A 25297-nucleotide genomic window follows, 5' to 3' on the forward strand; every position below is an offset into this window, starting at 1 on the left:
ATGAAAAAGACCCTTCTGAAGAACGCCAAATTGGTAAACGAAGGTCAGATCATTGAGGGTGACCTATTGATAGAAGGTTCCCGCATCTCAAGAATAGATACTGAGATCTCAGACGATACGGCTGAGGTCATCGATCTGGAGGCCAAGCTCTTGCTTCCAGGGATTATAGATGATCAGGTTCATTTCAGGGAACCCGGCCTTACCCACAAGGGGTCCATTGCTACCGAAAGCCGTGCGGCGGTTGCCGGGGGGATCACCTCTTTTATGGAACAACCGAATACCGTTCCTCAGACCACTACCCGGGAAAAACTGGAGGCAAAATTCGGCATGGCTGCCGAATCTTCTTTTGCCAATTACTCTTTTCCCTTCGGATGTACCAATGACAACCTTGAGGAGTTGAAACTTTTGGATAAGAAGGCATGTTCAGGCGTAAAAATGTTCCTTGGCTCCTCTACGGGTAACATGCTTGTAGATGATGAGGAAGTGATCGAGCGGATCTTCAGCAATACGGAACTGGTGATTTGCGCGCATTGCGAAGATGAAACCACCATCCGCAATAACCTGGCTCATTACCAATCCATTTACGGAGATGATATACCTGTAGAACTGCATCCTAAGATCAGGAGTGAGGAGGCCTGTTACCTGTCTTCTTCACGTGCAGTGGAACTGGCCCGGCAAACCGGAGCGAGGTTACATGTTTTTCATCTTTCCACAGGCAAGGAGACCGGGCTTTTCAACCACGATTTACCGCTGCAACAAAAAAAGATAACCGCAGAAGTTTGTATACATCATTTATGGTTCTCCGATGCGGATTACCTGGAACAGGGCACCAAAATCAAATGGAACCCAGCTGTTAAGACGGCTGCAGATCGGGCCCAATTGTGGGAAGCCCTTTTGGACGACCGAATTGATGTAGTTGCTACGGACCATGCTCCTCATACCCTGGAAGAAAAGGCCGGGGTCTATACCAAAGCGCCTTCAGGCGGCCCACTGGTGCAGCATGCGCTGCCGGCTATGCTGGAGAATTATCACAATGGAAAGATCAGCCTGGAGCGGATCGTTGAAAAGATGTGCCATAACCCTGCCATACTTTTTGATGTTTCAGGAAGAGGTTTCCTTAGAGAAGGATATTACGCAGACCTGGCTGTGGTAGACCTGGATGCCACATGGGCTGTGAACAAAGGCAATATTCTCTACAAATGCGGATGGTCTCCCTTTGAAGGAGTATCCTTTAAAAGTGGAATTACTCATACCTTTGTCAACGGACACCTTGCCTATGAGAACGGGATCTTGTCTGAAAAAAGAAATGCCATGAGACTCACCTTTGATCGCGACTGATGAAAAGTGTATGTAAAGTTTTACTGGTTTTGTTGCTCTTTGCTTGTGGAGAAAAGGTGGTAGAACCCCCTGAGAATCTCATTCCTAAAGAGAAGATGATAGCTATTATTTACGACCTGGCCATCATTAATGCCGGAAAGAGCATTGATGTCAATATCCTGGATAAAAATGGGGTGGATCCCATGCAATACGTCTATGACAAATATGAGATAGATAGCCTTCAACTGGCTGAAAGCAATGTTTACTACATTTCCCTACCCCAGGAATACGAATCCATATACCTGGATGTAGAAGCCAGGTTGGAAAAGGAACGCGAAAAAATGCAAGCTAAAAAAGATAAGACCCGGGATAGCATCAAAGAAGCTAACGAAGACGCCCGGATCCAAACCAAAAAGAACACTAACTGAACAACTGCGGATGCTCCTCTTTATAGCGGTTGCAGGTATAGTAGATATTGCCTTCCATTAACTCAAAATCAAAATTCAACGCCTTGACAACTTTGCTGTTGTCATAGAATTGCCGACTTCTAAGCGACTGTACGCCTTTTTTGGTTAATTTCCTACCAGAACCACTCAATTTGGACCACATATAGTCTATCCGCCAAAGAATTTCCAATTGCCAGAACTTTAAAACCCGCTTTGGGCTCCTTTTTCCGAATTCTCTTGCGATTTTGGACAGGATCTCCTGGTACTTCAGGTTTTTGTCGACAGCTATGAAGCGCTCATTGGTAACCTTGGAATCCATCAAATGGACCATAATCCTTACCACATCGGTAACCGTTACAAAACCGGTACCTCCGGGTGGATAGAAACTGGGACCTTTGGCGCCCATTTTAAACAATACGCCGCTCCCGGAATCCCAGAATCCAGGTCCCAAAATTACTCCCGGATTTACGATCACCACCGGGACGCCTTCCTGGGCAGCACGCCAAACCTCAAGCTCTGCCAGATGCTTACTCAAAGCGTATACGTTTACGTCTTCCCCTATCCATTCGGTTTCTTCGGTAGCCATAACTCCGTTAAGACTTTTTCCTATGGTTGCTATAGAGCTGACATAACAGAGCTTTTTCACCTCGTTCGAGACACTTAGGTTCACAATATTGGTGGTACCCGCCTGGTTTACTTTCTGTAGTTCTTGAAAGTCAGCGGGGTCAAAGGAGATCAGCGCGGCGCAATGGTACACCTGGGTTATTCCTTTAAAGGCTGATTCCAGCGATGGGATATCATTCAGTTCTGCTTCTACCCATTCAATTTTCTGAAACAACTCTTCGGGATTTGAGGAATAATAGGAAAAGATCCTCTTTACGCGTTCCAGGTCACTGGACTTTCTTCGAATCGCACGTAGCCTTTCGTTAGTATGCAACAGATGAAGTATAAGATGAGTTCCGACAAGACCTGTTCCACCAGTGACTAGAATCATAGTTCTAATTTACTTAAATCTCCGAATTTATAGATTGCACAAATGGAAAATTCGACAAAAGACCTATATTTTATTGCCCTTTTCAGACTTTTTGACATTTTGTGTTTACCGTGTTTCAAAATTGAACTTAGCTGGTGGTAAAGGCATTTTTAATCGACATGAAAAATATCTGTTTTGTGGATCACTCTGCCATCGCTCGTTACTCCTTCAACAGTTACCCGGTAGTTGCCTGAACTATCGTCAGTATAAAATGAAATAGGGTCATATTTTCCATCTTTGACCGGAATCACAGGTTCCCAGTGCAAGGTATGCCTGTAATCCGCTTTACTGTGCTCTGGTTTGGGAATGGAATAATCCGGCGCATAAAATTCCCTCGTCTTATAAAACCCTGGCATCACAAAGCTGGTGATACCCGGTGAGCGCTGTTGTGTAAAGTTGTACCTGGAGCCACGATCCGTGTAAATTGCAATTACGCCGTTGGCCCCACGTACTCCAAAAAATGCAGCATCGGCCCCTACAAGCAGATCAATGAACAATACGCTAAAAGAATCCATTTGCTGAATTACAGAGGTGGGAATTTTAACCCCATCCATCAGGATTAGGGGTTCTGGTGAAACCTGAATACTATGAACACCTCCCCGGATCTTTATGGTCTGACCAGGAAAGTTGCCTTTTATCTGTACTCCGGGCATCATGATCAACATATCCATAAGACTGAGCGATTCATGCCCCAAAACAGAATCCCGGATAATTCTGTTACTGGGTTTTCCGTATGGAGTAAGCGAATTCAACTCTTCCTCTATTTGCTCAGCGATCTTCTTTTTTTTCTGGGTAATTACAGCCTCCTCTAATTGGACAACTCCGGGGTCATAGCTAAATTCTTCAGAGAAGATATTATTAAAATTGTGTCTTGCCTGCATCAGAGCGCTCTGTGTCCACCTGGAAATCCTTTTCTCTTTGGTGATTAAGCGGGGCAGTTCGGAATCTACGATTATGGAAACTTGTTTTGAGTCGGTCTTGCGTTTTTTACTCGAAGTAGTCGCATCCAATACTACGCTAATGCTGTCATTGAACGCAAAAGGCCCAAAACTGAACCGTCCGCTTACATCGGTAACTTTGGTATCATAATAGGATTCCTGCCCCAAAAACCCCAGGGTGATATTAGTGACCCTGGATTTGAATGAATTGTTTAATTCTGTTGTTTTCCCGGTAACCATGATACCTTTTTCGGGTTGATATTTCAAAGCCTTATTTACGCCGTTTTGAAGAAAATCCTTCCATACAAACCTTCGCCATCCGTGAGTAAGCATTAGCAGATCTAATTGTCTTTTGCGGACTATAGAGTTATCCTTAAAGAAATAGTCAGGATTTTCCACGGTGTCGCCTAAGTCAGAATTGAGCAAAAGCCAGCTTTTTATATCTGCAACGGGTACGGCATCAGCTGTGGGATAGGCCTGCTTTACTATACTCATGGAAAGATTGCCCTCGAGACCATTATCATCCCGGTCCTTTAGTCGCAGGTCTAAGGTGACCTTGTCGCGTTTCTTGTAACGGTTCTTATCAAATTTAACATCCAGAAGGGCATCATTATCAGAAGGATCGATAAATACCAGTCGTTCGCATACCGGCTCCCCACTTGAAGTAAAAAGCGTGAAATGGGCAACGCCATCCTTTAGTTTTGAGGTAGGTAACATGAGGGCGTAACCATCCTCTTCTTTGGGCTTTCCGATATGCTTGTAAAACAGCTCTCCTCTGAGATGGCCCAGTAGCAATGTACCTTCCAGGCTGTTGGGACTGGTTGCTTTTACCTTCAATATCAGATGATCCGTATTGTTTTCTACGCTAAGTACATAGCCGTTCAGGGAGGCCTCCGGTAAGGAGAATTTCTTCTCGTTACCTTCTGCCATTATGCTCGCGAAATAGGTCCGATCAGGCTTGGGAATAAAACTAAAGGATCCCAATCCAGACTCATAGCTCCTGAAGTTGGTTACGAAGTCTCCGTTATCATCCGTTACCACCCCGCTGACAGCCTCACCCTTCCCCAAACCATTAGTGACCTTAATTCCGACCTTGTTAAGCAACCCACTGACCAGATCACCTCCTTCCGGATAAAACCTTATTTGTTGTACCCGGCCAGATCCAGGGGTTATGGAATCTGTCAACTCCAAAGAACTCATCCCATTTTTTACAGCTTCCTCCGGTTCTTCGGAGCTATCGGAAAGCCCGAATTCCCGCGCCCAAATGGGGATCTCTTTTTCAAAGTACAAGGGTTTCTGTTTATTCAGCATATACCTGGTATAGGCTCGAAGCCTGTACTTGCCCTGCTTAATATTATCGCCAATGTCAATATCCCCGGCTCCGGAAGTGTCATCCACGAATATTCTTCTATCAGCGACCACATAGTTATTTTCGTCTAATAATTCAACGTAAACTACCTTGCTTTTGTCGCTTGGACGATGGGTAATACCATTTAATATATAAGCCTTAAACCAGAGGGTTTCTCCCCTCGTATAGTACTCTTTATCTGTGTGCACATGTATTTTTTCAGGATTTTCCTTACCGGCATAAATGCTGAGTTTGCTCAAGAGGAGATCAAATACCCTGTTCTCCTGCTGTGGTGCCTGAAAACCAAATATTATTAAAAACAAAAGGGCAAATCGGAATAACCTGGATACTTTCTTTTTCATTTCGGAGGATGAAGGGATATATTTCTTAGCAATATCTTAGCGCGCAACTCCCATAAAAATAAGGAATTTACGCACGTGTTTTTGAGATGTCTTTCATTTTTTTTGACTAGGCGACGACGGTATATATGGCCTCAAACGAAGTCTGCTATTTGGCTATTGCAACAATCGATTTATCCTATATTTGCAGCATTGTTATAAAGGACGAACCTATGCATTCAAATTTTGTTGAGGAATTGCGATGGAGAGGCATGTTGCACGATGCAATGCCCGGCACCGAAGAGCACTTGCTAAGCGGAATTCAATCTGCCTATGTGGGGATAGATCCTACGGCAGATTCACTGCACATCGGTCACCTTGTAAGTGTAATGATGCTGCGCCATTTTCAATTAGCGGGGCACAAGCCCATTGCATTGGTGGGTGGAGCTACCGGGATGATCGGAGATCCCTCTGGAAAATCGGCTGAGCGGAACTTGCTTGACGAGACCACTCTGCGTTCTAATGAGGAAGCCCTTAAGGTGCAGCTATCCCTTTTTCTGGACTTCGACAGCGACTCGGCCAACGCGGCTAAGTTGGTAAACAACTACGATTGGATGAAAGGGTTTTCATTCCTGGACTTCATTCGGGATGTGGGCAAGCACATTACCGTAAATTATATGATGGCTAAGGATTCCGTGCGTAAGCGGTTATCTGCAGATGCTAAAGAAGGTATGTCCTTTACCGAATTCACTTATCAACTGGTGCAAGGCTACGATTTTCTTCACCTCTACAGAAAGCATAACTGTACCCTGCAGATGGGCGGTAGCGACCAGTGGGGGAACATTACCACCGGAACGGAACTGATCAGGAGGATAGAAGGCGGAAAAGGTTACGCGCTAACCTGCCCGTTGATCACCAAGGCGGACGGTACCAAGTTCGGCAAAACGGAAAGCGGTAATGTCTGGCTTGACCCGCATCGTACCTCCCCATATAAATTCTATCAGTACTGGTTGAACACCTCGGACGAGGATGCGGAAAAATATATTAAGATCTTTACTTTTCTGGAGAGGGAAGAAATTGAGGCCCTGGTTACCGAGCAACACAATGCACCTCATTTAAGGGTTTTGCAGAAGAAATTGGCCGAAGAAGTTACCCGCATGGTTCATTCAGCCTCGGAATTGGAAAAGGCTGAAAAGGCCAGTGCCATACTATTTGGGAAGTCTACTTCCGAAGAGTTGAAACAGCTTGACGAAGGAACTTTTCTGGATGTCTTTGAAGGAGTTCCCCAGGCGAAAGTTTCCAAATCTGATATAGAAGAGGGGCTGGACATGATAGGTGCGTTGTCTGCAAAGACCCAATTTCTCGCTTCCAATGGGGAAGCCCGTAGGGAATTAAAGCAAAACGCCATCTCGGTAAACAAGGAAAAGGTTAGTCCGGAACGAATTCTCACTGAAAAAGACCTGATCAATGATAAGTATGTCCTTCTGCAACGCGGCAAGAAGAACTATTTTATCATGGTAGTTGAATAAATAAATCCACTTCTAACAAGTGTCTCAGAAGATCTACATACCAGAAAGTGTTCGTGCTGTATCGGACTTTTATGGAGATCTACTGTATGATATAGATCAATTCGAGAACATTAAAGACCACCTGGAGGCTATAGCGGCCCGAATGTGGGAAGGAGTACAACAGAAACACGACGGTGTCCTCAACGAAATCAGCAATTACCACTGGAAACACCTTGGGAAGGATAAGGCTACTTTGGTGGAAGAGGATCTGGATCACGAAGATTGCCGGCAGGCCATTGCCAATGAGTTTGGTTTTCGTCGATGGTCCGAAGTCTTGCATCTGAACCGGCCATACAATGGCGATTTTGAAAGGGCGATAAACCTAATGCTGGCCGGGGAACTAAAGGAACTGGATATACTACTGACGGCTAACGATAAACTGCTTAACAGTAAATCAGACTACGGCCATAAGGCCACTCTTTTGCACTATGCCGTTAGCAACGGAGTGGAACTCTGGCGACAACGTGTACCCTTGAACCTTCCTGAAATTGTGGAACTGTTGATTCAAAAGGGTATTAATACCCGGGCCAAAATGAAAGTCTACAATGGCGAATACGCTGCGGCTGAATTGCTATTGTCCAGTGCCCATCCTCTTGAGGCCGGAGTGCTTCCCGAGCTCAGAAAGCTATTTCAGGTATAAGATCAGAGGACCATCAGGTTACAACCCCGGATATCTGAATGGTCAAAACGGCCGAGCACTTCAAAAGAACCATCTTCATATACTTTCCCCAGATCCTGGGTGGCGATAAAGGAGCAGGAATTGATATTAGCCAGGTCAATGACGTTAATACCCCCGGATTGTCCTATGCGGTTAAAGCTAAGTGGATCCTCGGGATCACGAACACTGATCTGCATCCATGGAGGTGTACTGAATTTCCCGTTTCCCCGCGAATAAGCCTGAGAAAGCAGCTCGGTCATTCCGTATTCCGAGTGGATCTCCGAAACGCCAAAGCCTTCTTTAAGGATAAGGTGAAGTTCTTCCCGGATCAGTTCATTTCTCCGGCCTTTCATGCCGCCGGTCTCCATAACTACAGTATGTTCCAGGCTTAGGGAAAAGTTTTCGGCCATATCCAGCAGTGCAAAGGAGACTCCCAGGAGCAAGGTGGGAATCTTAGCGGCTTCATTATCAAGCAGCTGTTGTTTCAGCGCTTCGATATTCCGGAGATAGAATCCACTCTCCGGATGGCTGCTATGTGCTATAAGATCGTTCACCATATAGATCAGGGAGGAATCCCTTCGTTCCAGGTAAGAAGGTAAAAGAGCCAGAATGCACCAGTTCCTGGGTGAGCCGTAGAACAATTCAAAAGCTTTCAGGTAACTTTTTTGATAAATATCCGCATCGCTAACAAAATGAGTGCTTGTCCTGTTTCCGGTGGTACCACTGCTTTTAAATTGTAGTTTTGGTGGCTTGGTTCCACTAATCACCCTATGCGATCTGAAAAATTCTATGGGAAGAAAGGGAATGTCTCCCTTCTGCTTAACGGTCTTTGCGGTTCTTCCCAGAAGGCGACAAAATTTCTGATAAACCGGGTTCTCCCGGTATTGATATTGGAAGATCTCCAGAGCATGCTCATCGAAGTTGCTTTGGTCGGTAAGATCAAAAATCCATTCCGGGCTCATTATCAGGTATTGGCTGGGGCAAAAATAACCAAAATAAAAGCCCTGAAATATTGTTCAGGGCCTCAATCTATAGTTGGGTAGGTTTGTCTTATTTCACGACCAGCTTTCGGGTCATGGTCTTGTTGTTCTGCCTGAGTTGCAAAACATACACTCCCGGGATCAGCGGGGAAATGTCCAGGGCATTGTTGCGTAGCCTTTCTCTGAGGACGGCTTTGCCAAAAACATCATAGACGGTTATTTCCTTACTACCATTTTCCGAGGTAGTGATGTAAACGATATCTCCAAATGCGGGATTAGGATACAGCTTAAACTTGTGGGTTTGGCTATTGTTATAGTCAACAATGTCTCCACTGTCTTGCGCTGATGCCACTAAAGTAAATGCCCAGAAAAGGGAAAAGTAGATTAGCTTCATTAATTCAGATTTGGGATCCGAGTTGTAAATATAGGTCAAGCAGCCGCGGTCTGCTATAAATTGTTGTGAAAACTCTTTTTTTGTAGGTTAAAACATCGGAGGGTTCCGTTGGTCGATGTTTTTGGGCAGAATATCAACGGATTAGCCGTAGCTATATAGGGAATTATGCCTTCTGTGGAAAGGGAATTTTACTTGACGATCAGCTTTCGGGTAGCCACTTTATCTTTCTCAAAAACCCGCATCACATAGACTCCGGGATCAAGATCTGCTACATTGAGTTCCTTGCCTAGAATGGTAGTTTCCATCACCCTTGTTCCAAGGACATCGAAAATCATGATCTTTTTTGGTGCGTTTTCAGCAGTCTCAACATAGACTTTACCCTGAGTAGCGGGGTTGGGATATAGCTTGAAGCCTTCGATATCTCCGGTACCCAAGGTCTGCTGCCCGTAGGTCGTCGCAGAAAAAGCCAGGAAAAGAATGACAAAGTAAAAGTGCTTCATATAAAACGCTTACCACAAAGAATGTACCACAAATATATAAATTTTGCCTAGCGGCTGTGTTTTAAAAACGGTTTTGAATAGAAAATTCGTTGAAATGCACAAAATCTTAACCAAAGTGTCGATAAACTGACTTTTCCTACAAAATCCGGTACTTTTTAGCATAAAGATTTTATTTGGAATCAGATGTTCTCAGGCCGGCAAAATGCCCCATGCACTGGCCTATGTTATCATTTTGTTACCATTATTAAATCAATGTTAAGTAAACTTGGTTTATTAGTATTATCTTTATTTTTGGTCAGATCAACCTAAAGATATGACGTCATGAAAAAACAGGACATTAGGATACTTTTAGTAGACGATGAGCCGGACATTTTGGAGATATTGAGTTATAACCTTTCCTCCCAGGGATATCAGGTTTTTACCGCTAAGAATGGTGTCGATGGCGTGGAAAAGGCAAAGAAGAAAAATCCGCATCTTATTATCCTGGATGTAATGATGCCTGAAATGGACGGAATTGAAGCCTGCGAAATTATTAGGAGTACCAAAGGCCTGGAGAATACAATTATCACTTTTCTTACCGCGCGCAGTGAGGACTACTCCCAGGTGGCCGGTTTTGATGCAGGGGCAGACGATTATATTACCAAACCCATCAAACCTAAAGTCCTCGTCAGTAAAGTAAAGGCGTTATTGCGACGCTTGAAAGAGGAAAGCAGCACTTCCGAAGACGTTCTTAGCGTGGGTAATATCGTGATCAACAGGGAAGAATACAAGGTGCTGAACGACGGCGCCGAAATTGTCTTACCGCGAAAGGAATTTGAATTACTGGCTTTGCTGGCCTCCAAACCTGACAAGGTTTTTAAAAGGGAAGTCATCCTCGATAAGGTATGGGGTCAGGAAGTCGTGGTCGGAGGCCGAACGATTGATGTTCACATTAGAAAACTAAGGGAAAAAATTGGGGACAATCATTTCAAAACGGTCAAAGGTGTGGGGTATAAGTTCGTATTATAATGGCCATTAGACTAAAGAAATCCTATAGATTTGCTTTTCGGTCCTCCTTAATCATCACTCTTTTCTTAGCCCTGGCAAGCGGGGCTTTTCTATGGTATAGGGGCGTTTTGAGCCATCAGTGGCCCGTACTACTGCTTTTTACCCTAGGTGTTCTTGGTGTTTCATTCCTGGTGATCCAAACCCGGGTTGAAAAGTTTATCTACCGAAGGATAAAACAGATCTACGACGATGTCTCTCTGCTTGAATCTTCTTCCTTTAGTCCGGGTACCATTACCACGGATATGAAGACCCTGACGGCGGAAATTGAGAAATTCGCCAAAGACAAGAAAATAGAGATAGACACCCTTAAGATCCGTGAAGAATACCGCAAAGATTTTCTCGGCAATGTCTCTCATGAGCTTAAGACCCCTTTATTTACTGTACAGGGCTATATACTTACGCTGCTGGACGGAGCTTTGGAAGATAAGAATGTCCGTAAAAAATACCTGCAAAGGGCCAATAAAGGGGTGGAAAGATTAATCTATATCATTAAGGACCTGGACCTGATCACTAAGCTGGAATCAGGAGACCTGAATCTGGAATTATCCAATTTCGATATCATTGAACTTATCCAAAGCGTCTTTGATCTGCTTGAAATGAAAGCAGCGAAAAAGAAGATCTCGCTGACTTTCGACATGGATTACCCTTCTCCGATCTACGTCAGGGCAGATCTGGAAAAGATCCAGCAGGTTGTCACAAATTTGCTGGTCAATTCCATTAAATATGGCAACAATGACGGCACTACCGAGGTAAGCGTAGAAAATCTGATCAAGAACAAGGTCATCGTCAGGATCACCGATAATGGGGAGGGCATCTCGGAGGAACATATCCCCAGGCTTTTTGAGCGCTTCTATCGCGTAGACCAGAGCGGAAGCAGAAAGGAAGGAGGGTCAGGACTCGGACTGGCCATCGTAAAACACATTATTGAAGCGCATAACGAAAAGATCTACGTGGAGAGTGTGGAAGATGTAGGGTCTGAATTCTCATTTACCCTGGAAAAAGCGGATACCTGAGATCGTCCTCATTGGGGATTTTCTTAGTTTTGCCTGATAGAAAAAAAGGCCTGGTGGGAAGCAAGAATAAGCTAAAGAGATTCAAGGAGAATGAGGGTTTTGCCAATGTAATCCAACCAAAAAGGAGTGAAGTGTTGGCAGATGAGACAGACCTCAAAGGCAATTGGAGTGCCTATTTTGGGAATGACAATCCCCTGGTTTTGGAATTGGGTTGTGGCAAAGGAGAATATACCGTGGGCCTTGCAAGGAAGTACAGGAACAAGAACTTTATTGGCGTAGATATCAAAGGTGCCCGCTTCTGGAGGGGCGCTAAGACAGCCCTTGAGGAAGGGCTGGAAAACGCGGCTTTCTTACGTACTCAAATAGAATTGATAGACCTCCTATTTGCCGAAAACGAGGTGGATGAGATCTGGATCACTTTTCCAGATCCTCAAATCAAATACAAGCGTACTAAACACCGGCTTACCAATCCGTCATTTCTTGAGAAGTATCAAAAAATTCTCAAGTCCGGAGGGTACATCAATTTGAAAACAGACAGTGAATTTCTACACGGTTATACACTGGGCTTGTTAGAAGGTTTGGGAATGGAAGTTGTCTATTCCAATCACGATGTTTACAAAAATGAAGGGAGCCCGGAGGAGGTGCTGAAAATTCAAACTTTTTACGAAAATCAGTATCTTGAAAACGGAAAACCGATCACTTATATAAAGTTTAGGGCCCAATAATCCATGGCGCATTTACTGATTCTCTTTTTCGTGACCTTTTCCGCTGCTTTTATGGCAACTGTTCCTCCCGGACTGCTTAATATGAATGCGGCGAAGACCAGTGTTGAAAAAGGAAAATTAAACGGGGTGATCTTTAGCCTGGGGGTGTCCACAATGATCATGACCCAGGCCTATGTAGCCGTTCTTATTTCCAAATTCCTCTATCGCAATCCCGAGGTCATAGACGTGCTTTTAAAAGTAGCCATTGCGGTATTCGCTTTTTTCGCGGTCTACTTTTTTGTGTCAGCAAAACGGAGAACCAAGCAAAAGATCAAGATCGTAAAGGTGAGCAAAAAAAACAGTTTTTTTAAGGGTATGCTGCTGGCTGCTCTGAATTTGCTTACAATTCCTTATTACGCCGGGCTAAACGCGATGTGGAATGCTTCAGGATGGATAAAATTTGAGCTTTGGGATATCGCGGTCTTCATACTGGCTGCCGGTTGCGGTACCTTTTCCATGCTATACTTGTATACCGTCTATTTTAATAAACTGGAAGCCAAGACCCATGCGTTTTCGAGGAATTCCAATTACATCCTCAGCGCGTTGATGCTCGTACTCCTGGCAATTACTATAATCCGTATCGTATATAAATAAGATGAAAGCCTCCGAGAAGAATTTTTTTGAAAAAGTATATGAAGTTGCCAGGCTGATCCCTTATGGTAGGGTAACTTCCTACGGAGCCATCGCCAAATATTTGGGCGCCGCGCGAAGTGCCCGTATGGTAGGTTGGGCTATGAACGGGGCTGGGAATGTAGAAGGGGTGCCGGCCCACCGTGTGGTAAACAAACAGGGTTTGCTGACAGGGAAACACCATTTTGACGGTACTAACCTGATGCAGCAGCTTTTGGAAAATGAGGGGGTTCAGGTGGAAGACAACCAGGTGGTGAACTTCCAGGAACACTTTTGGGATCCGGCCAAAGAACTACTGTAAAAAGGCACGCGGCTCCTCACACTTATTTCCTGACTTTTGGCTTATTTACGCTCTCTATGCCCGTATAGTCCATTTCAATGTTTCCCCTTCTTAATCTCCCCGGGATAGCCTATCTTTGTTGTTTAGAATGATTTTACATTATCTAAAGGTCAATAATGAAGAAAGTTGACAAAAATGCGGTCTTAAAGGCCCTGGAGCGCATCTCGGCTCCCGGGGAGGGCCAGAATATGGTGGAAAGCGGGGCTTTATCCAACCTTCAAGTGTTCGGGGACGAAGTGATCGTCGATGTAACCATCAAAAACCCCAGCCTACAGGCACGAAAGAAAATGGAAGTGGAGATCCTGAAGGTCATTCACAGGGAGGTATATGAAAAGGCAAAGATCACGGTAAATGTAAAGGTGGAGGCCGCGGCTAAACCCAAGGTCAACGAGATTAAAGGAAAACCAATTCCGGGCATACAAAATATTATCGCCGTAGCGTCCGGGAAGGGCGGAGTAGGAAAATCTACGGTGACCGCCAATCTGGCCGTTACCCTGGCCAAAATGGGATTCAAGGTTGGTTTGCTCGATGCGGATATCTACGGGCCTTCCATGCCAATTATGTTTGATGTTGCTCAGGAAAAACCCCTGGCGACCCAAATAGGCGGAAAATCCAAAATGAAACCGGTAGAGAACCACGGGATAAAACTATTGTCCATAGGATTCTTTACCCAGCCTAATCAGGCTGTAATCTGGAGAGGTCCTATGGCATCCAAAGCCCTGAACCAAATGATCTTCGACGCGCACTGGGGAGAACTCGACTTTATGCTGGTTGATCTTCCTCCGGGAACAGGTGACATTCACCTGAGCATTATGCAGTCCTTACCGGTTACTGGTGCAGTGGTAGTTAGTACTCCTCAGGAGGTAGCTCTGGCCGATGCCCGTAAGGGTGTTGCCATGTTCCAACAGCAGGCAATTAACGTTCCTGTTCTTGGAATCGTGGAAAACATGGCTTATTTTACGCCCGAGGAATTACCTGACAACAAGTACTATATTTTTGGAAAAGCAGGGGCGAAGTACCTGGCCGAAGATCTGCAGGTACCATTTCTGGGTGAGATCCCACTGGTGCAGAGTATCAGGGAAGCAGGCGATGTAGGGAGACCGGCGGCCATGCAAACCGCGACTCCCATAGAGACCGCTTTCGAGGAGCTTACCAAAAATATGGTTCAGGAGGTGGTTCTGAGAAACAAGAGTTTACCGCCTACAGAGGCGATCAAAATAACGACAATGGCTGGCTGTTCTGCCGTAAAAAAGAAATGATCATGACACCAGAGGAACTAAGAACAAAAGTTGAAAACGCTTTGGAAGAGATCAGGCCTTTCCTCCAGAGTGACGGAGGAGACATATCCCTGGTTTCCATTGATGATGACAACCTGGTCAAGGTAAAATTAGAGGGGACTTGCGTGGGCTGTAGTGTAAATCAGATGACCCTGAAGAGCGGGGTTGAGATGACTATCAAGAAACACGCACCCCAGATTGAAAAGGTGGTCAACATAAGTTAGGCCCATGCTGACACTTGTCATAGATTGGAATCTGACACAGTCATAGGTTTGTTCTTTTCTAAGCAAAGTAGTACATGATCAAAACAGACATTCTAATAATCGGAGCGGGACCTACGGGTCTTTTTGCTGTTTTTGAGGCCGGCCTTCTACAGCTCAAATGCCATCTGATTGACGCTTTACCCCAACCCGGGGGCCAATGTGCTGAGATCTACCCTAAAAAACCTATCTATGACATTCCCGGTTTTCCTGAAATTCTCGCCGGTGATCTGGTGACCAATTTGATGGAACAAATTAAGCCTTTTCAACCTGGTTTTACCCTGGGGGAAAGGGCAGAGACCATAGAGAAACTGGAGGACGGACAGTTTGTTGTTACTACGAATCGCGGAACGCGCCATCAGGCTCCGGTAATAGCCATTGCCGGCGGACTGGGAAGTTTTGAACCTCGCAAACCCCTGTTGAAGAACCTGCCGCAGTACGAAGACCAGGGTGTAGCATATATGATCAAGGATCCGGAGGTATACAGGGATAAGAAAGTAGTGATTGCCGGAGGTGGGGATTCCGCTCTGGACTGGACCATCTACCTGGCGGATATGGCAGCGGAGTTAACCCTGGTACATCGTAGAAATGAATTCAGAGGGGCGCTGGACTCTGTGGAAAAAGTACAGCAGCTAAAAGACCAGGGTAAGATCAGACTGATCACCCCTGCAGAAGTGACCGATCTAAAGGGGAAAGATAAACTGGAAAGTGTTGTGGTCACAAAAACTTCCGAGGACGGTAAGGAAATTGAACTACACACCGACTACTTTATCCCGCTGTTCGGACTGTCCCCAAAATTAGGCCCAATTGCCGACTGGGGCCTTGAAATAGAAAAGAATGCGATCAAAGTAGACAATACCCTGGATTATCAGACCAACATTCCGGGAATTTATGCCATTGGGGATGTAAACACCTATCCGGGTAAGCTGAAACTAATCCTTTGCGGATTTCATGAAGCTACACTGATGTGTCAGAGCGCTTACAGGAGGATCCACCCGGATAAGAGATATGTGATGAAGTACACAACCGTTGGCGGTATCCACGGTTTTGACGGAAGTAAAAAAGAGGCACCAAAGGCGGTGGTAAAAGCGATAGAATAATTTGAAAATAAAGCAGTGTACTAATGTATCAATGAAACAATGTATCAATGAAACAATGTATCAATGAAACAATGTATTAATGTAACAATGTGCTAATGATCTAAATGGTCTATCTATCGAGCAGTCTAACAATCCAAATATCCAATAATCCAATAGTCTAAGTATAAAATAGTCCAATAGTCTAACAGTCCAATAATCTAACAATCCAAATAGTCTAACGATCTGGCAATCTAACCATCCAATAATCCAACAATCCAACATCCCACCCATTTATATATGACTGACATCAAAATTAAAATAACCGATAGAGAGGGAGTACTTCATGAGGTAGATGCCCCTACAGATATGAATATGAACCTCATGGAATTGGTCAGGTCTTATGAGTTGGCGCCTGAAGGTACTATTGGTGTGTGCGGAGGGATGGCCATGTGTGCTTCCTGTCAGTGCTATGTAAAGTCTGATCACGATCTCCCTGAAAAATCGGACGATGAAGAGGCAATGCTCGCGGAAGCTTTTTACGTGGAGGACAACAGCAGATTAGGTTGTCAGATCCACCTGACCGAGGAACTACACGGTTTGGAGGTGGAGTTGGCTCCGGAGAGCTGATCCCTCATATCCTGGCCTGGTAGGTAAACAGATTGTAATACCTTCCCTTTTTTTCAATAAGTTCTTCGTGGGTACCCCTTTCCGCGATACGGCCGTTTTCTATGACCAGTATCTGGTCTGCTTTTCTAATGGTACTTAATCGATGCGCAATTACAAAGGTCGTACGTCCTTTGGTGAGTTCCGCCAAACTTTTCTGAATTAAGGCTTCGCTCTCGGTATCCAGGTTAGAAGTGGCTTCATCCAATACCAGTATCCTCGGATCCGCGAGAATGGCGCGGGCAATAGCGATGCGTTGCCGCTGCCCACCGGATAGCTTTATACCCCTTTCGCCGATCAGGGTATCCAGACCCTCTTCAAAGCGGTCTGTAAACTCATTTACATAGGCTGCTTTTACCGCTTCCTTTAACTGGGCTTCGGAGGCATCAGGCCTGGGAAACAGGATATTCTCCCTGATGCTTCCTTCGAATAAAAAATCATCCTGCAAAACCACACCCAGATATTGTCTGAAACTATCCAAATCCACTTTAGAAAGGTCTTCCCCATCTATTCGGACCATTCCCGATTCCGGTGTTAAAAAACTTGCAGCAAGCCCTGCTATGGTACTTTTACCAGAACCTGAGCTGCCTACCAGGGCTACGACGGATCCCGCCGGCGCCTCAAAACTGATGTTGTGTAAAACCTCTTTATCTTCCTCATAGGCAAAAGTAACATCCTCAAAAACCATATTCCCCTTGATCCCGTTCAGGCTAATATTTCGGATATCCTCATTCGCCTCTGGCTGCATATTCATCAATTCCTCCGTACGGTCCAGGCCGGCCAGGGCCTCGGTAAGCTGGCTTCCGATATTACTCATTTGAACAATTGGTGCCACCATTAAACCCAGCAGAAAGGTAAAGGTCAGGAATTCTCCAACGGTCAACTGATCAACCATGATCTTGTATCCTCCTATTCCCATGATCCCCGTGGTGGCCACACCCAGCAAAAAAGTAGATGAACTTGTCATAAATGCAGTGGCCGTAAGGCTCTTCTTGACATTCTGATATAGCTTATTTACCCCATCTTCAAAAACCCCTTCCTCTTGTTTTTCCGCATTGAAACCTTTGATCACCCGAATACCTCCAAGGGTTTCCGTAAGCCTCCCTGTGACTTCCGCATTGATCTTTCCGCGATTTCTAAAAATTGGTCGGATGATCTTAAATGCTTTTAAGGCGATTACCGCGAAAACGGCTAATGGGATAAGTGCAAATAAGGTCATTGTAGGGCTGATATCCAACAAAAGGATCAGGGCAACCACGGCAGTTACAGTTCCTCCTACTAGTTGAACCAGGCCAGTGCCAATAAGATTCCGGACCCCTTCCACATCGGTCATGATCCGGGATACCAATTCGCCGGATTTGGTATTGTCAAAAAACCGAATGGGTAAGGAAAGGATCTTTTTTTGAACCTGGGCGCGTAACTCAGAGATCATGTATTGGGCCTGAACGCTCAATATACGCGTAAGCAGGAAAGAGGTGGTTGCCTGTACCAGGATGGCCAATATCACCACAGTAACCAATACTTTCAGGAATTCCACATCCTTATTGGGAATAATATCATCCATCAAATACTTCAGGGACATCGGGGCGACAAAACTGGCGGCTTTACTGATCACAATCAGCACCAGCCCAATAAAAACCAGGTTTCGCCTTGGCCAGATAATGGTTTTAAAGGCTTTGAGTATACTTACTTTTTTATTTGACATGTTTCGTTATACAGCAGAGTGAAAAAGCAAAGATAAATCTAAAAATCGGCTGAGATACAGAAGTCTTTAGAGGGAATGTCTTTTTTGTGCTAAAATTAGCATTTCCGTTTCAGGAACAGTATTTTCACTCATCCGATCAATATCCAAACCCTATGAGAAATCTATTTTGTCTTACAGTGCTGCTGATCTTGTCTTGCAAAAGCGAACCTCAGACGGAACTGGCACGTTGGGAAGCACATGCGGAAAATACTACCATCATCCGGGATGATTTCGGAGTTCCTCATATATACGGGAAGACAGACGCCGATGCGGTATTTGGCTTGTTGTACGCCCAATGCGAGGACGACTTTCAGCGAGTGGAACAGAACTATATTTGGGCTATAGGCCGTTTGGCTGAGGTTGAAGGAAAGGATGCGCTGTACAGCGATTTACGCGCCAGGTTGTTTATGACCAAGGATGAAGCCATAGCGAACTATGAGAAGAGCCCGGAATGGCTAAAAGAATTATGTGATGCCTTCGCCGATGGTATCAACTATTATCTGTACACCCATCCGGAGGTCAAACCCCGGTTACTGGAGCGTTTTGAGCCCTGGATGCCAATGTATTTCAGTGAAGGGTCTATTGGGGGTGATATTGAGAGGATAAGTGTGGAGAAGATCAGGGCCTTTTACGAGAATGGGATCAGCTTTCCGGAATCTGAGCTTATTGAGATCGAAAAGAAGGAGGAGGAACTGGAACCGCAGGGGTCTAACGGAATAGCCATATCCGGAGATCTGACCCAATCCGGCAATGCCATGTTGCTGATCAACCCACATACTTCATTTTACTTTCGGGGTGAGGTACATGCCGTAAGTGAGGAAGGCCTGAATGCGTATGGGGCGGTAACCTGGGGCCAGTTTTTTATCTACCAGGGCTTCAATGAAAAAACCGGATGGATGCATACGTCTACCTATACCGATGTCATGGATGAGTTTGTAGAGCAGATCTCCAAAATAGATGGCGAGCTGCGCTATCAGTATGGAGAAGAATGGAGGCCGGTGAGCAGTTCGGAAGTCACATTGAGTTATAGTGAGGATGGTATGATGAAGGAAAAGACCTTCCCCATGTATCACACTCACCACGGTCCTGTTACTCATATGGATGGTGGGAGGCCTGTGGCCTCAGCTATGATGTGGGAACCGGTAAAAGCACTGGAACAGTCCTATATTCGGACCAGGCAGGAAGGCTACGAGGGATTTAGGAAGATGATGGATATTCGAACCAACTCCTCAAATAATACGGTTTACGCGGACGCCGAAGGCAACATCGCCTATTTTCATGGGAATTTCATCCCTGTCCGCGACACCCGGTTCGACTATAGAAAACCCGTTGACGGTTCGGACCCAAAAACGGACTGGAAAGGGCTTCATAGCGTGGATGAGAATATACTGATCCTCAACCCGGATAACGGTTGGATACAGAACTGCAATTCCACACCCTATACTGCGGCCCTGGAGAACAGCCCAAAGCGCGAGAATTATCCCCGGTATATGTCTTTAGACCGCGAGAACTTCCGGGGAGTGCACGCCGTAGAACTATTGAAAGACCGAACGGGATATGCTATGGATAGTCTGATTAAGCTGGCGCATGATCCGTATTTACCGGCATTTGAAGCACTGATACCAGGCCTGGTTGAGGCTTATGATAAATCCAATGCTCCAAAAAAACTTAAAGAACCCATTGAGGTATTGCGAAACTGGGATTACAAGACCTCCAAAACATCCGTAGGTATGACCCTGGGCCATTATTACGGTACGCGTTACGGGCGCTATGGAAAAAGACCTGGCAGCATGAGTGATATGGAGCTCATGACGTACTTTGGGAAGTCATCTCCGCATTCGGAAAGGTTGGAGATCTTTACAGGGGTTATCGATCAACTAGAGCAGGATTTCGGCACCTGGAAGGTAGCCTGGGGAGAAGTGAATCGCTACCAAAGATTAAATGGAGACATCCGTCAACCTTTTAATGATTCCAAACCGAGTATTCCTATAGGCTTTGCCTCCGGAAGATGGGGGGCTTTGGCGGCCTACGGCGCCAGGTATACGAATAATACCAAAAAGATATACGGTACCAGGGGGAATAGTTTTGTAGCCGTAGTGGAGTTTGGGGATAAGGTACAAGCCAAAACTATAATGGCAGGAGGCCAAAGCGGAGACCCTGATTCGCCACATTTTGACGATCAGGCTCAGGATTACGCTGATGTAAAATTTAAGGAAGTGCCATTTTACAAGGAAGATGTCCTAAAACGGGCCAGGGAGACCTATCAGCCCGGGAAGCGGTAGTTACTAATTGTCCTTAACAATGATAAGGGAAGCCTTGGACCCTGTGGAAAGAAGCCACTTATTGGAATAAATGAGTTGCCCCTTGTCGTCGTATACATCTACCTGGGCGGTATTCGGGCCGGAAGACCCCTGGTTCAGTGCCTCAAAATCAAGGCGGTTGAAGCCTTTTTCCAGATTCAGGTTGATACCCTTAAAACTTCCTGTGAGTAATATATTGTGTTCCACAACATGGTCATTGGCATAGATACGTACCCGATCTCCGTCTACATATTCGTGATCCCGGCAAACGATCCCAACAAATTTTCCGCCGGTACGTACATCACCCAAATACATATCCCCGTAATGCTTGTCCGACTTGCCGGTCTCCAGTTCGCCTACTTTGGGATCTATCTTCAGGTCATGCCCGGCCTGCTTTAACTCTCTGTCCGGGAGCATCTTTACATTCCTGGCCATAAGAGAGTCTTTCAGATTGAAATTGATCTTCTTATCAAAAGAGGCCGGAATTTTAAGTGCGGTACCCTGCTTTGGATTGTTCTTGGCATCCAGGTTGTTATTGGCGTCTATTTTCAAGGGTTGAGTTCGTGGAATATCCGTCTGCGCCCTGGTTTGAAAGCAGAAAATAGCAAATGCAAGAATGAACAGAATCCTTTTCATAGCCGGATATACAATGACATAAAGTTAGCAAATACCTTGCCACAGGGCCATAAAATGCTGTTAAAATCGATAAACTAATAGATGTACGGTAAGAATCCAGACCAGCTGAAACTAGTGATCCCGCGCGTGAACCTTCCAGCTACCGCTAAGCTCACCATCCTCTACGGTAAGCATTTCAGGGTATTTTGCCACTGTTGGACAAATATGCATGGGTAAAGCATAACAGGCCTGTCCTATTTTGAAATCCACCAGGTTTTCATTGGAAAGCACCAAATGCTCTTCGCTCTGGGAGACTTGTTTTAATGCTTCCATACCAAAGATCCTGACCCTGGGGAAATTCATCTCAGGGGCCACTGATTTATGCCCCAGATCGAGGCAAAGAATACCGGGAGCTGGTTTACTCAAGACCCTGGTGAACAAAACCGCGGCAGGAATAAAATCCATATCATCAAAAAGAGTGGCATAACGCTCATCCCAAAGTAGCGTGGTACCAGGGCTTACTTCTACGCCTGGTCTTTTGGCGTGGAAGGGGAAAGATGGTGAGCCACCGGCAACAACGGTAGGTACAAGCATTCCCATCTGTTCTAATTGAGACTTAAGCCGGGTCACTTTTTCAAAGGCCTGGTCACAGTCCTTTTTCCTGGCTACGGGATCAGGATCTCGAATATGCCCGTCATAGGCGTGAAGGCCTGTCGCCTCTAGGTTTGGGTCTTCGTATATTTTTTGGTAAAGTGCTATCGCATATTCTCCTGGCTCTACGCCTGTTCGATTCATTCCGACGTTAAGGTCCAGGTACAGGGATACTGTTATACCGGCTTTTTCCGCCGCTTCGGAGATAGCCGAAATGCTGTCGCTGTTATCCACCAATGTGCTAAAACTGGTATTGCGGTAGGTTTTGATCAGCTTAATGAAGTTACAGATATGCGGACCCAGGGGCTGATAGGCCCAGAGAACGTCATCCACCTCTTTTTGGCCTAACAATTCCGCTTCCGTCAGTGTGGCACATTTGAATTTTCGGATACCCTGCGCCACCTGCAAATCAATAATATCTCCGGATTTATGCGTTTTTATATGAGGCCTTAAACGGTTTACATCCGCAACCATGCCTATCATGGTTTGAATATTCTTTTTAACTCTTTCGGGATAAACCAGCAGACTTGGAGAGGGGACCTCATCCGCATCCTTTACCTCATACCACAAAGATGAATTCATATAACAATTATGAATTAAGTTCAAACATCGCCTCTATCTCTACCGGAATATTCCCGGGAAGCATCATGCCTACAGCACTGCGGACACCGACACCCAGATCCGGACCGAAAACTTCCGCCATCAACTCGCTGAACCCGTTGATTACCAATGGTTGCTGCCCAAATTCGGCCGTGGAGTTCACCATCCCCAGTACTTTGACCACTCTTTTTATCCTATCCAGGTCTCCGAAATGCGTTTGTATGGTGGATAGCATGGTGAGTCCAACCTGCCTGGCGGCTGCCTTGGCCTGTTCCAGGTTGAGATCGTCGCCGGCACGACCTTCCATATAGGAGCCGTCTGTCCGCATGGGCCCCTGTCCGGAAACATATAGAAAGTTATCCACCACCAGGACCGGTTTGTACAAACCGGCGGGTGGAGGGGCTGGAGGTAGTTCCAGGCCAAGTGCTTTTAAACGGGCTGAAGGGGTGCTGCTCATATTTGAAAATTGTGATGTTCTCTACGCGTATTTACCTGCTAAATATACCCTTTTTTAGATTAGAATGGACGGCGGTAAAAAAGGAAATCGAATTGCGGTTTTCAGGCGCATCAAGTTGATAAATATCATAAAAAATGCTGCTTTTAAGAATTAGTTTTATAGCTTGTAGTGAATTAATCAAAACAACCGAAATGACTAATACCAAAGGACTATGGCAGATAAGGCACACAGTTGTCTTGCTGCGAATTCTGATTGGCTGGCATTTTTTGTATGAGGGGGTAATCAAGGTTTACAATCCGGATTGGACCTCCTTCGGATACCTGGCCACTGCCCAAGGGCCCTTAAAGCCCTTTTTTCTGACACTTACCCAGGATCCCTTCCTGGGAATCGCTGACTCCCTGAATTGTATCGCTCTTATTGTAGTAGGGCTTACACTGATCACCGGTATATTTGAACGTATCGGGGCCATGGTAGGGGTTTTATTGTTAGCAATGTACTATCTCGCTCACCCCTCCTTCCCCTGGCTGCAACAAGTCAATGTAGAAGGAAGTTACTGGTTCGTCAATAAAAATTTGATCGAGCTGGTGGCTTGTATCCTGCTTTATCAATTCCCAACAGGACAGTATTTTGGGCTGAGCAGTATTTGGAAAAAGAAAAACAAACTAACTGAAAAAGAGGCGATATGAATTGGAATCGACGAGATGTGCTCAAGGGTTTGGGCGGAATCCCTATCCTTGGCGCTGTATGGTGGGCCGGAGCGCACCATGCCGTAGCTAAAAACAGAAAACGTTCAGAAATATTGCAACAGTTGAACATTCAACCTTCTCTGCCTTCAACTGTTCAAAAACTGACCGGGGAACCGGTCCGTGTGGGGATCATAGGATTTGGAATAAGGGGCGAACAACTTTGCCGTTCGCTTGGCTTTGCCACTCCGGAATGGATGGAAGAAATGAGGTTGGCAGCCGAAGAGGATCCCAAGCACAGCGCATTAAAGGACTACTTGAACCAGGAAAAACTCAATGTTCAATTGGTGGCAGTCTGCGATGTATTTGATTATAGGGCTGAAAAGGCGGTAGCCGCTTTCACTTCTGATCAAAATAAAGTGAAGAGATACGCTAATTACCTGGAAATGCTGGATAGTGGGGATGTGGATGCTGTAATTATCGCTACCCCGGACCACTGGCACGCTCCAATGGCCATTGACGCCCTAAACAGGAATATCCACGCCTATGTGGAAAAGCCTATGACGCATACCATTGAAGAGACTTATAGGCTTAAAGAAGCGGCGGAAAAATCAAAAGCTGTATTGATGGTTGGCCATCAGCACCGGCAGACGCTAAGCTTTCAGACCGCCCAGGACATTATTGAGAAAGGTGTTTTGGGACATGTTTCGCTGATTCAGACCAATACGAACAGAAATGATGATAACGGGGCCTGGAACTACGATATTCACGAGAGCGCGAGTGAGCAAACCATAGACTGGGAGCAGTTCCTTGGTTCAGCTCCAAAGGTACCGTTCAACAAAAATCATTTCTTCCGCTGGAGAAAATGGTGGTCTTACGGCTCCGGTTTGTCCGGAGATCTGCTTACTCATGATTATGATAGATTAAATTGTGTTTTAAACATGGGTATCCCGAATTCTGTAATGGCCTCGGGCGGAATTTATACGCATAACGACGGTAGAAATGTCCCCGATGTCCTTCAGGCAAATATGGAGTTTTCGGATTTCAGTACCGGAAGTAGTCAGATCCCCGGTAAAGAAAAAGGGATGACCTTTGTCTACAGCGCTACGCTGGGCAACGGTTTCAGCAGGCCAACAATTCTGATGGGCCACGATGGCACCATGGAACTGGGTAACAGGCTCACCATATGGCCGGACGGTCGTTCTACCAAGTACGCGGAAATGCTGGAAAACGAAAAAATGAATCCGAGGGTACCCATCTATCAATACGATCCAGGGGCTAGTGTGCCAGATGCGGTTTCTTCGGCTACCTCGCAGTACTTCGCGGATAAAGGCTTAATGTGGACCTATATCAATGGTGCCAGGGTAGACTCTACCTTCCTTCACCTCAGGGAATGGCTAAGCGCCACTCGCAATGGAGGCAAGGTAAGCTGTGGAATCCAGGAAGGTTTTGACGAAGCTATTGCCGCTCATATGACGGGCGTCTCGTACAAGCTTGGAAGAAGAATTGAATGGGACCGCGAACAACAGAAGATCGTTCCGATTGAGGGTATTGATTTCGACCAGGTGCTGCTGGATAATAACGAAGTTTGGAAGCCGCAGATGCCTGAACTTGCCGAAAGCTGATAAAAATCATTTTTATTGGCTAGACTGAC

General features: G+C 45.6%; 25 protein-coding genes. 16 read left to right on the forward strand and 9 right to left on the reverse strand.

Annotation, left to right across the window (positions count from 1 at the left end):
• Window positions 1–1338 carry a dihydroorotase gene (locus tag GTQ38_RS11880; protein WP_161435737.1) on the forward strand — a complete coding sequence of 446 codons (1338 nt, stop codon included), beginning with the start codon at window positions 1–3 and terminating at the stop codon, window positions 1336–1338.
• Window positions 1338–1745, forward strand: coding sequence for a DUF4296 domain-containing protein (locus GTQ38_RS11885; protein ID WP_161435738.1), 408 nt, complete (start codon window positions 1338–1340; stop codon window positions 1743–1745). The genes GTQ38_RS11880 and GTQ38_RS11885 overlap by 1 nt, the downstream gene beginning before the upstream one ends.
• Here the strand turns inward: GTQ38_RS11885 and GTQ38_RS11890 are convergent.
• On the reverse strand, window positions 1738–2757 hold the full coding sequence (locus GTQ38_RS11890; protein WP_161435739.1) for an NAD-dependent epimerase/dehydratase family protein: 1020 nt from the start codon (window positions 2755–2757) through the stop codon (window positions 1738–1740). The genes GTQ38_RS11885 and GTQ38_RS11890 overlap by 8 nt on opposite strands.
• Window positions 2758–2906: 149 nt before the next feature.
• The gene (locus tag GTQ38_RS11895) at window positions 2907–5444 is read right to left on the reverse strand and encodes a TonB-dependent receptor plug domain-containing protein (protein WP_161435740.1); all 2538 of its coding nucleotides are present in this window, start codon (window positions 5442–5444) and stop codon (window positions 2907–2909) included.
• A gap of 209 nt (window positions 5445–5653) precedes the next feature.
• Here GTQ38_RS11895 and tyrS point away from each other — a divergent pair, with 209 nt between their 5' ends.
• Both tyrS and GTQ38_RS11905 read left to right on the forward strand, forming a co-directional pair.
• Window positions 5654–6949 carry a tyrosine--tRNA ligase gene (tyrS, locus tag GTQ38_RS11900; RefSeq protein ID WP_161435741.1) on the forward strand — a complete coding sequence of 432 codons (1296 nt, stop codon included), beginning with the start codon at window positions 5654–5656 and terminating at the stop codon, window positions 6947–6949.
• Between the two features lie 19 nt (window positions 6950–6968).
• Window positions 6969–7628: a hypothetical protein gene (locus GTQ38_RS11905; protein WP_161435742.1), complete on the forward strand. Its 660-nt coding sequence runs from the start codon at window positions 6969–6971 to the stop codon at window positions 7626–7628.
• A 2-nt stretch (window positions 7629–7630) separates the two neighbouring features.
• On the opposite strand, the gene GTQ38_RS11910 is transcribed toward GTQ38_RS11905, so the two are convergent.
• From GTQ38_RS11910 to GTQ38_RS11920, 3 genes are all read right to left on the reverse strand, one after another.
• Window positions 7631–8608 (reverse strand): acyl transferase, encoded by a 978-nt coding sequence (locus GTQ38_RS11910; protein WP_161435743.1) that lies wholly within the window; start codon window positions 8606–8608, stop codon window positions 7631–7633.
• An 88-nt stretch (window positions 8609–8696) separates the two neighbouring features.
• Window positions 8697–9020 carry a T9SS type A sorting domain-containing protein gene (locus tag GTQ38_RS11915; RefSeq protein ID WP_161435744.1) on the reverse strand — a complete coding sequence of 108 codons (324 nt, stop codon included), beginning with the start codon at window positions 9018–9020 and terminating at the stop codon, window positions 8697–8699.
• Between the two features lie 188 nt (window positions 9021–9208).
• The gene (locus GTQ38_RS11920) at window positions 9209–9520 is read right to left on the reverse strand and encodes a T9SS type A sorting domain-containing protein (RefSeq protein ID WP_161435745.1); all 312 of its coding nucleotides are present in this window, start codon (window positions 9518–9520) and stop codon (window positions 9209–9211) included.
• 321 nt (window positions 9521–9841) lie between these two features.
• Here GTQ38_RS11920 and GTQ38_RS11925 point away from each other — a divergent pair, with 321 nt between their 5' ends.
• From GTQ38_RS11925 to GTQ38_RS11965, 9 genes are all read left to right on the forward strand, one after another.
• Window positions 9842–10528, forward strand: coding sequence for a response regulator transcription factor (locus tag GTQ38_RS11925; RefSeq protein WP_161435746.1), 687 nt, complete (start codon window positions 9842–9844; stop codon window positions 10526–10528).
• Window positions 10528–11580 carry a sensor histidine kinase gene (locus GTQ38_RS11930; RefSeq protein WP_161435747.1) on the forward strand — a complete coding sequence of 351 codons (1053 nt, stop codon included), beginning with the start codon at window positions 10528–10530 and terminating at the stop codon, window positions 11578–11580. The genes GTQ38_RS11925 and GTQ38_RS11930 overlap by 1 nt, the downstream gene beginning before the upstream one ends.
• A 53-nt stretch (window positions 11581–11633) precedes the next feature.
• The gene (gene trmB, locus GTQ38_RS11935; RefSeq protein WP_161435748.1) at window positions 11634–12305 is read left to right on the forward strand and encodes a tRNA (guanosine(46)-N7)-methyltransferase TrmB; all 672 of its coding nucleotides are present in this window, start codon (window positions 11634–11636) and stop codon (window positions 12303–12305) included.
• A gap of 3 nt (window positions 12306–12308) precedes the next feature.
• A complete protein-coding gene (locus GTQ38_RS11940) occupies window positions 12309–12938 on the forward strand; it encodes a LysE family transporter (protein ID WP_161435749.1) in 630 nt (209 codons plus the stop codon).
• A gap of 1 nt (window position 12939) precedes the next feature.
• Window positions 12940–13275 (forward strand): MGMT family protein, encoded by a 336-nt coding sequence (locus GTQ38_RS11945; protein ID WP_161435750.1) that lies wholly within the window; start codon window positions 12940–12942, stop codon window positions 13273–13275.
• Window positions 13276–13430: 155 nt separating this feature from the next.
• On the forward strand, window positions 13431–14573 hold the full coding sequence (locus GTQ38_RS11950) for an Mrp/NBP35 family ATP-binding protein (protein WP_161435751.1): 1143 nt from the start codon (window positions 13431–13433) through the stop codon (window positions 14571–14573).
• Between the two features lie 2 nt (window positions 14574–14575).
• On the forward strand, window positions 14576–14815 hold the full coding sequence (locus GTQ38_RS11955; RefSeq protein WP_161435752.1) for a NifU family protein: 240 nt from the start codon (window positions 14576–14578) through the stop codon (window positions 14813–14815).
• Between the two features lie 74 nt (window positions 14816–14889).
• On the forward strand, window positions 14890–15951 hold the full coding sequence (locus GTQ38_RS11960) for an NAD(P)/FAD-dependent oxidoreductase (protein ID WP_161435753.1): 1062 nt from the start codon (window positions 14890–14892) through the stop codon (window positions 15949–15951).
• 276 nt (window positions 15952–16227) lie between these two features.
• Entirely contained in the window at window positions 16228–16557 is a 330-nt protein-coding gene (locus GTQ38_RS11965; RefSeq protein WP_161435754.1) for a 2Fe-2S iron-sulfur cluster-binding family protein, read from the forward strand.
• 4 nt (window positions 16558–16561) lie between these two features.
• Here the strand turns inward: GTQ38_RS11965 and GTQ38_RS11970 are convergent, their stop codons facing one another.
• Entirely contained in the window at window positions 16562–18298 is a 1737-nt protein-coding gene (locus GTQ38_RS11970) for an ABC transporter ATP-binding protein (RefSeq protein WP_161435755.1), read from the reverse strand.
• 152 nt (window positions 18299–18450) lie between these two features.
• Between GTQ38_RS11970 and GTQ38_RS11975 the strand changes: the two genes are divergently transcribed.
• A complete protein-coding gene (locus GTQ38_RS11975) occupies window positions 18451–20619 on the forward strand; it encodes an acylase (protein WP_161435756.1) in 2169 nt (722 codons plus the stop codon).
• 3 nt (window positions 20620–20622) lie between these two features.
• Here GTQ38_RS11975 and GTQ38_RS11980 read toward each other — a convergent pair whose 3' ends face one another.
• The 3 genes from GTQ38_RS11980 to GTQ38_RS11990 all read right to left on the reverse strand — a co-directional run bounded on the left by GTQ38_RS11980 (window position 20623) and on the right by GTQ38_RS11990 (window position 22960).
• A complete protein-coding gene (locus GTQ38_RS11980) occupies window positions 20623–21273 on the reverse strand; it encodes a hypothetical protein (protein WP_161435757.1) in 651 nt (216 codons plus the stop codon).
• Window positions 21274–21384: 111 nt separating this feature from the next.
• Window positions 21385–22485 (reverse strand): D-TA family PLP-dependent enzyme, encoded by a 1101-nt coding sequence (locus GTQ38_RS11985; protein ID WP_161435758.1) that lies wholly within the window; start codon window positions 22483–22485, stop codon window positions 21385–21387.
• Between the two features lie 7 nt (window positions 22486–22492).
• Window positions 22493–22960: a RidA family protein gene (locus GTQ38_RS11990; RefSeq protein ID WP_161435759.1), complete on the reverse strand. Its 468-nt coding sequence runs from the start codon at window positions 22958–22960 to the stop codon at window positions 22493–22495.
• A gap of 191 nt (window positions 22961–23151) precedes the next feature.
• Here GTQ38_RS11990 and GTQ38_RS11995 point away from each other — a divergent pair, with 191 nt between their 5' ends.
• Together GTQ38_RS11995 and GTQ38_RS12000 are read left to right on the forward strand one after the other, a co-directional pair.
• The gene (locus GTQ38_RS11995; protein ID WP_161435760.1) at window positions 23152–23646 is read left to right on the forward strand and encodes a DoxX family membrane protein; all 495 of its coding nucleotides are present in this window, start codon (window positions 23152–23154) and stop codon (window positions 23644–23646) included.
• Window positions 23643–25268, forward strand: a complete 1626-nt coding sequence (locus GTQ38_RS12000) for a Gfo/Idh/MocA family protein (RefSeq protein ID WP_161435761.1) — start codon at window positions 23643–23645, stop codon at window positions 25266–25268. The genes GTQ38_RS11995 and GTQ38_RS12000 overlap by 4 nt, the downstream gene beginning before the upstream one ends.
• The last annotated feature ends 29 nt before the right edge of the window (window positions 25269–25297 follow it).

The sequence above is a fragment of the Poritiphilus flavus genome, assembly GCF_009901585.1.
GTDB lineage: Bacteria > Bacteroidota > Bacteroidia > Flavobacteriales > Flavobacteriaceae > Poritiphilus > Poritiphilus flavus.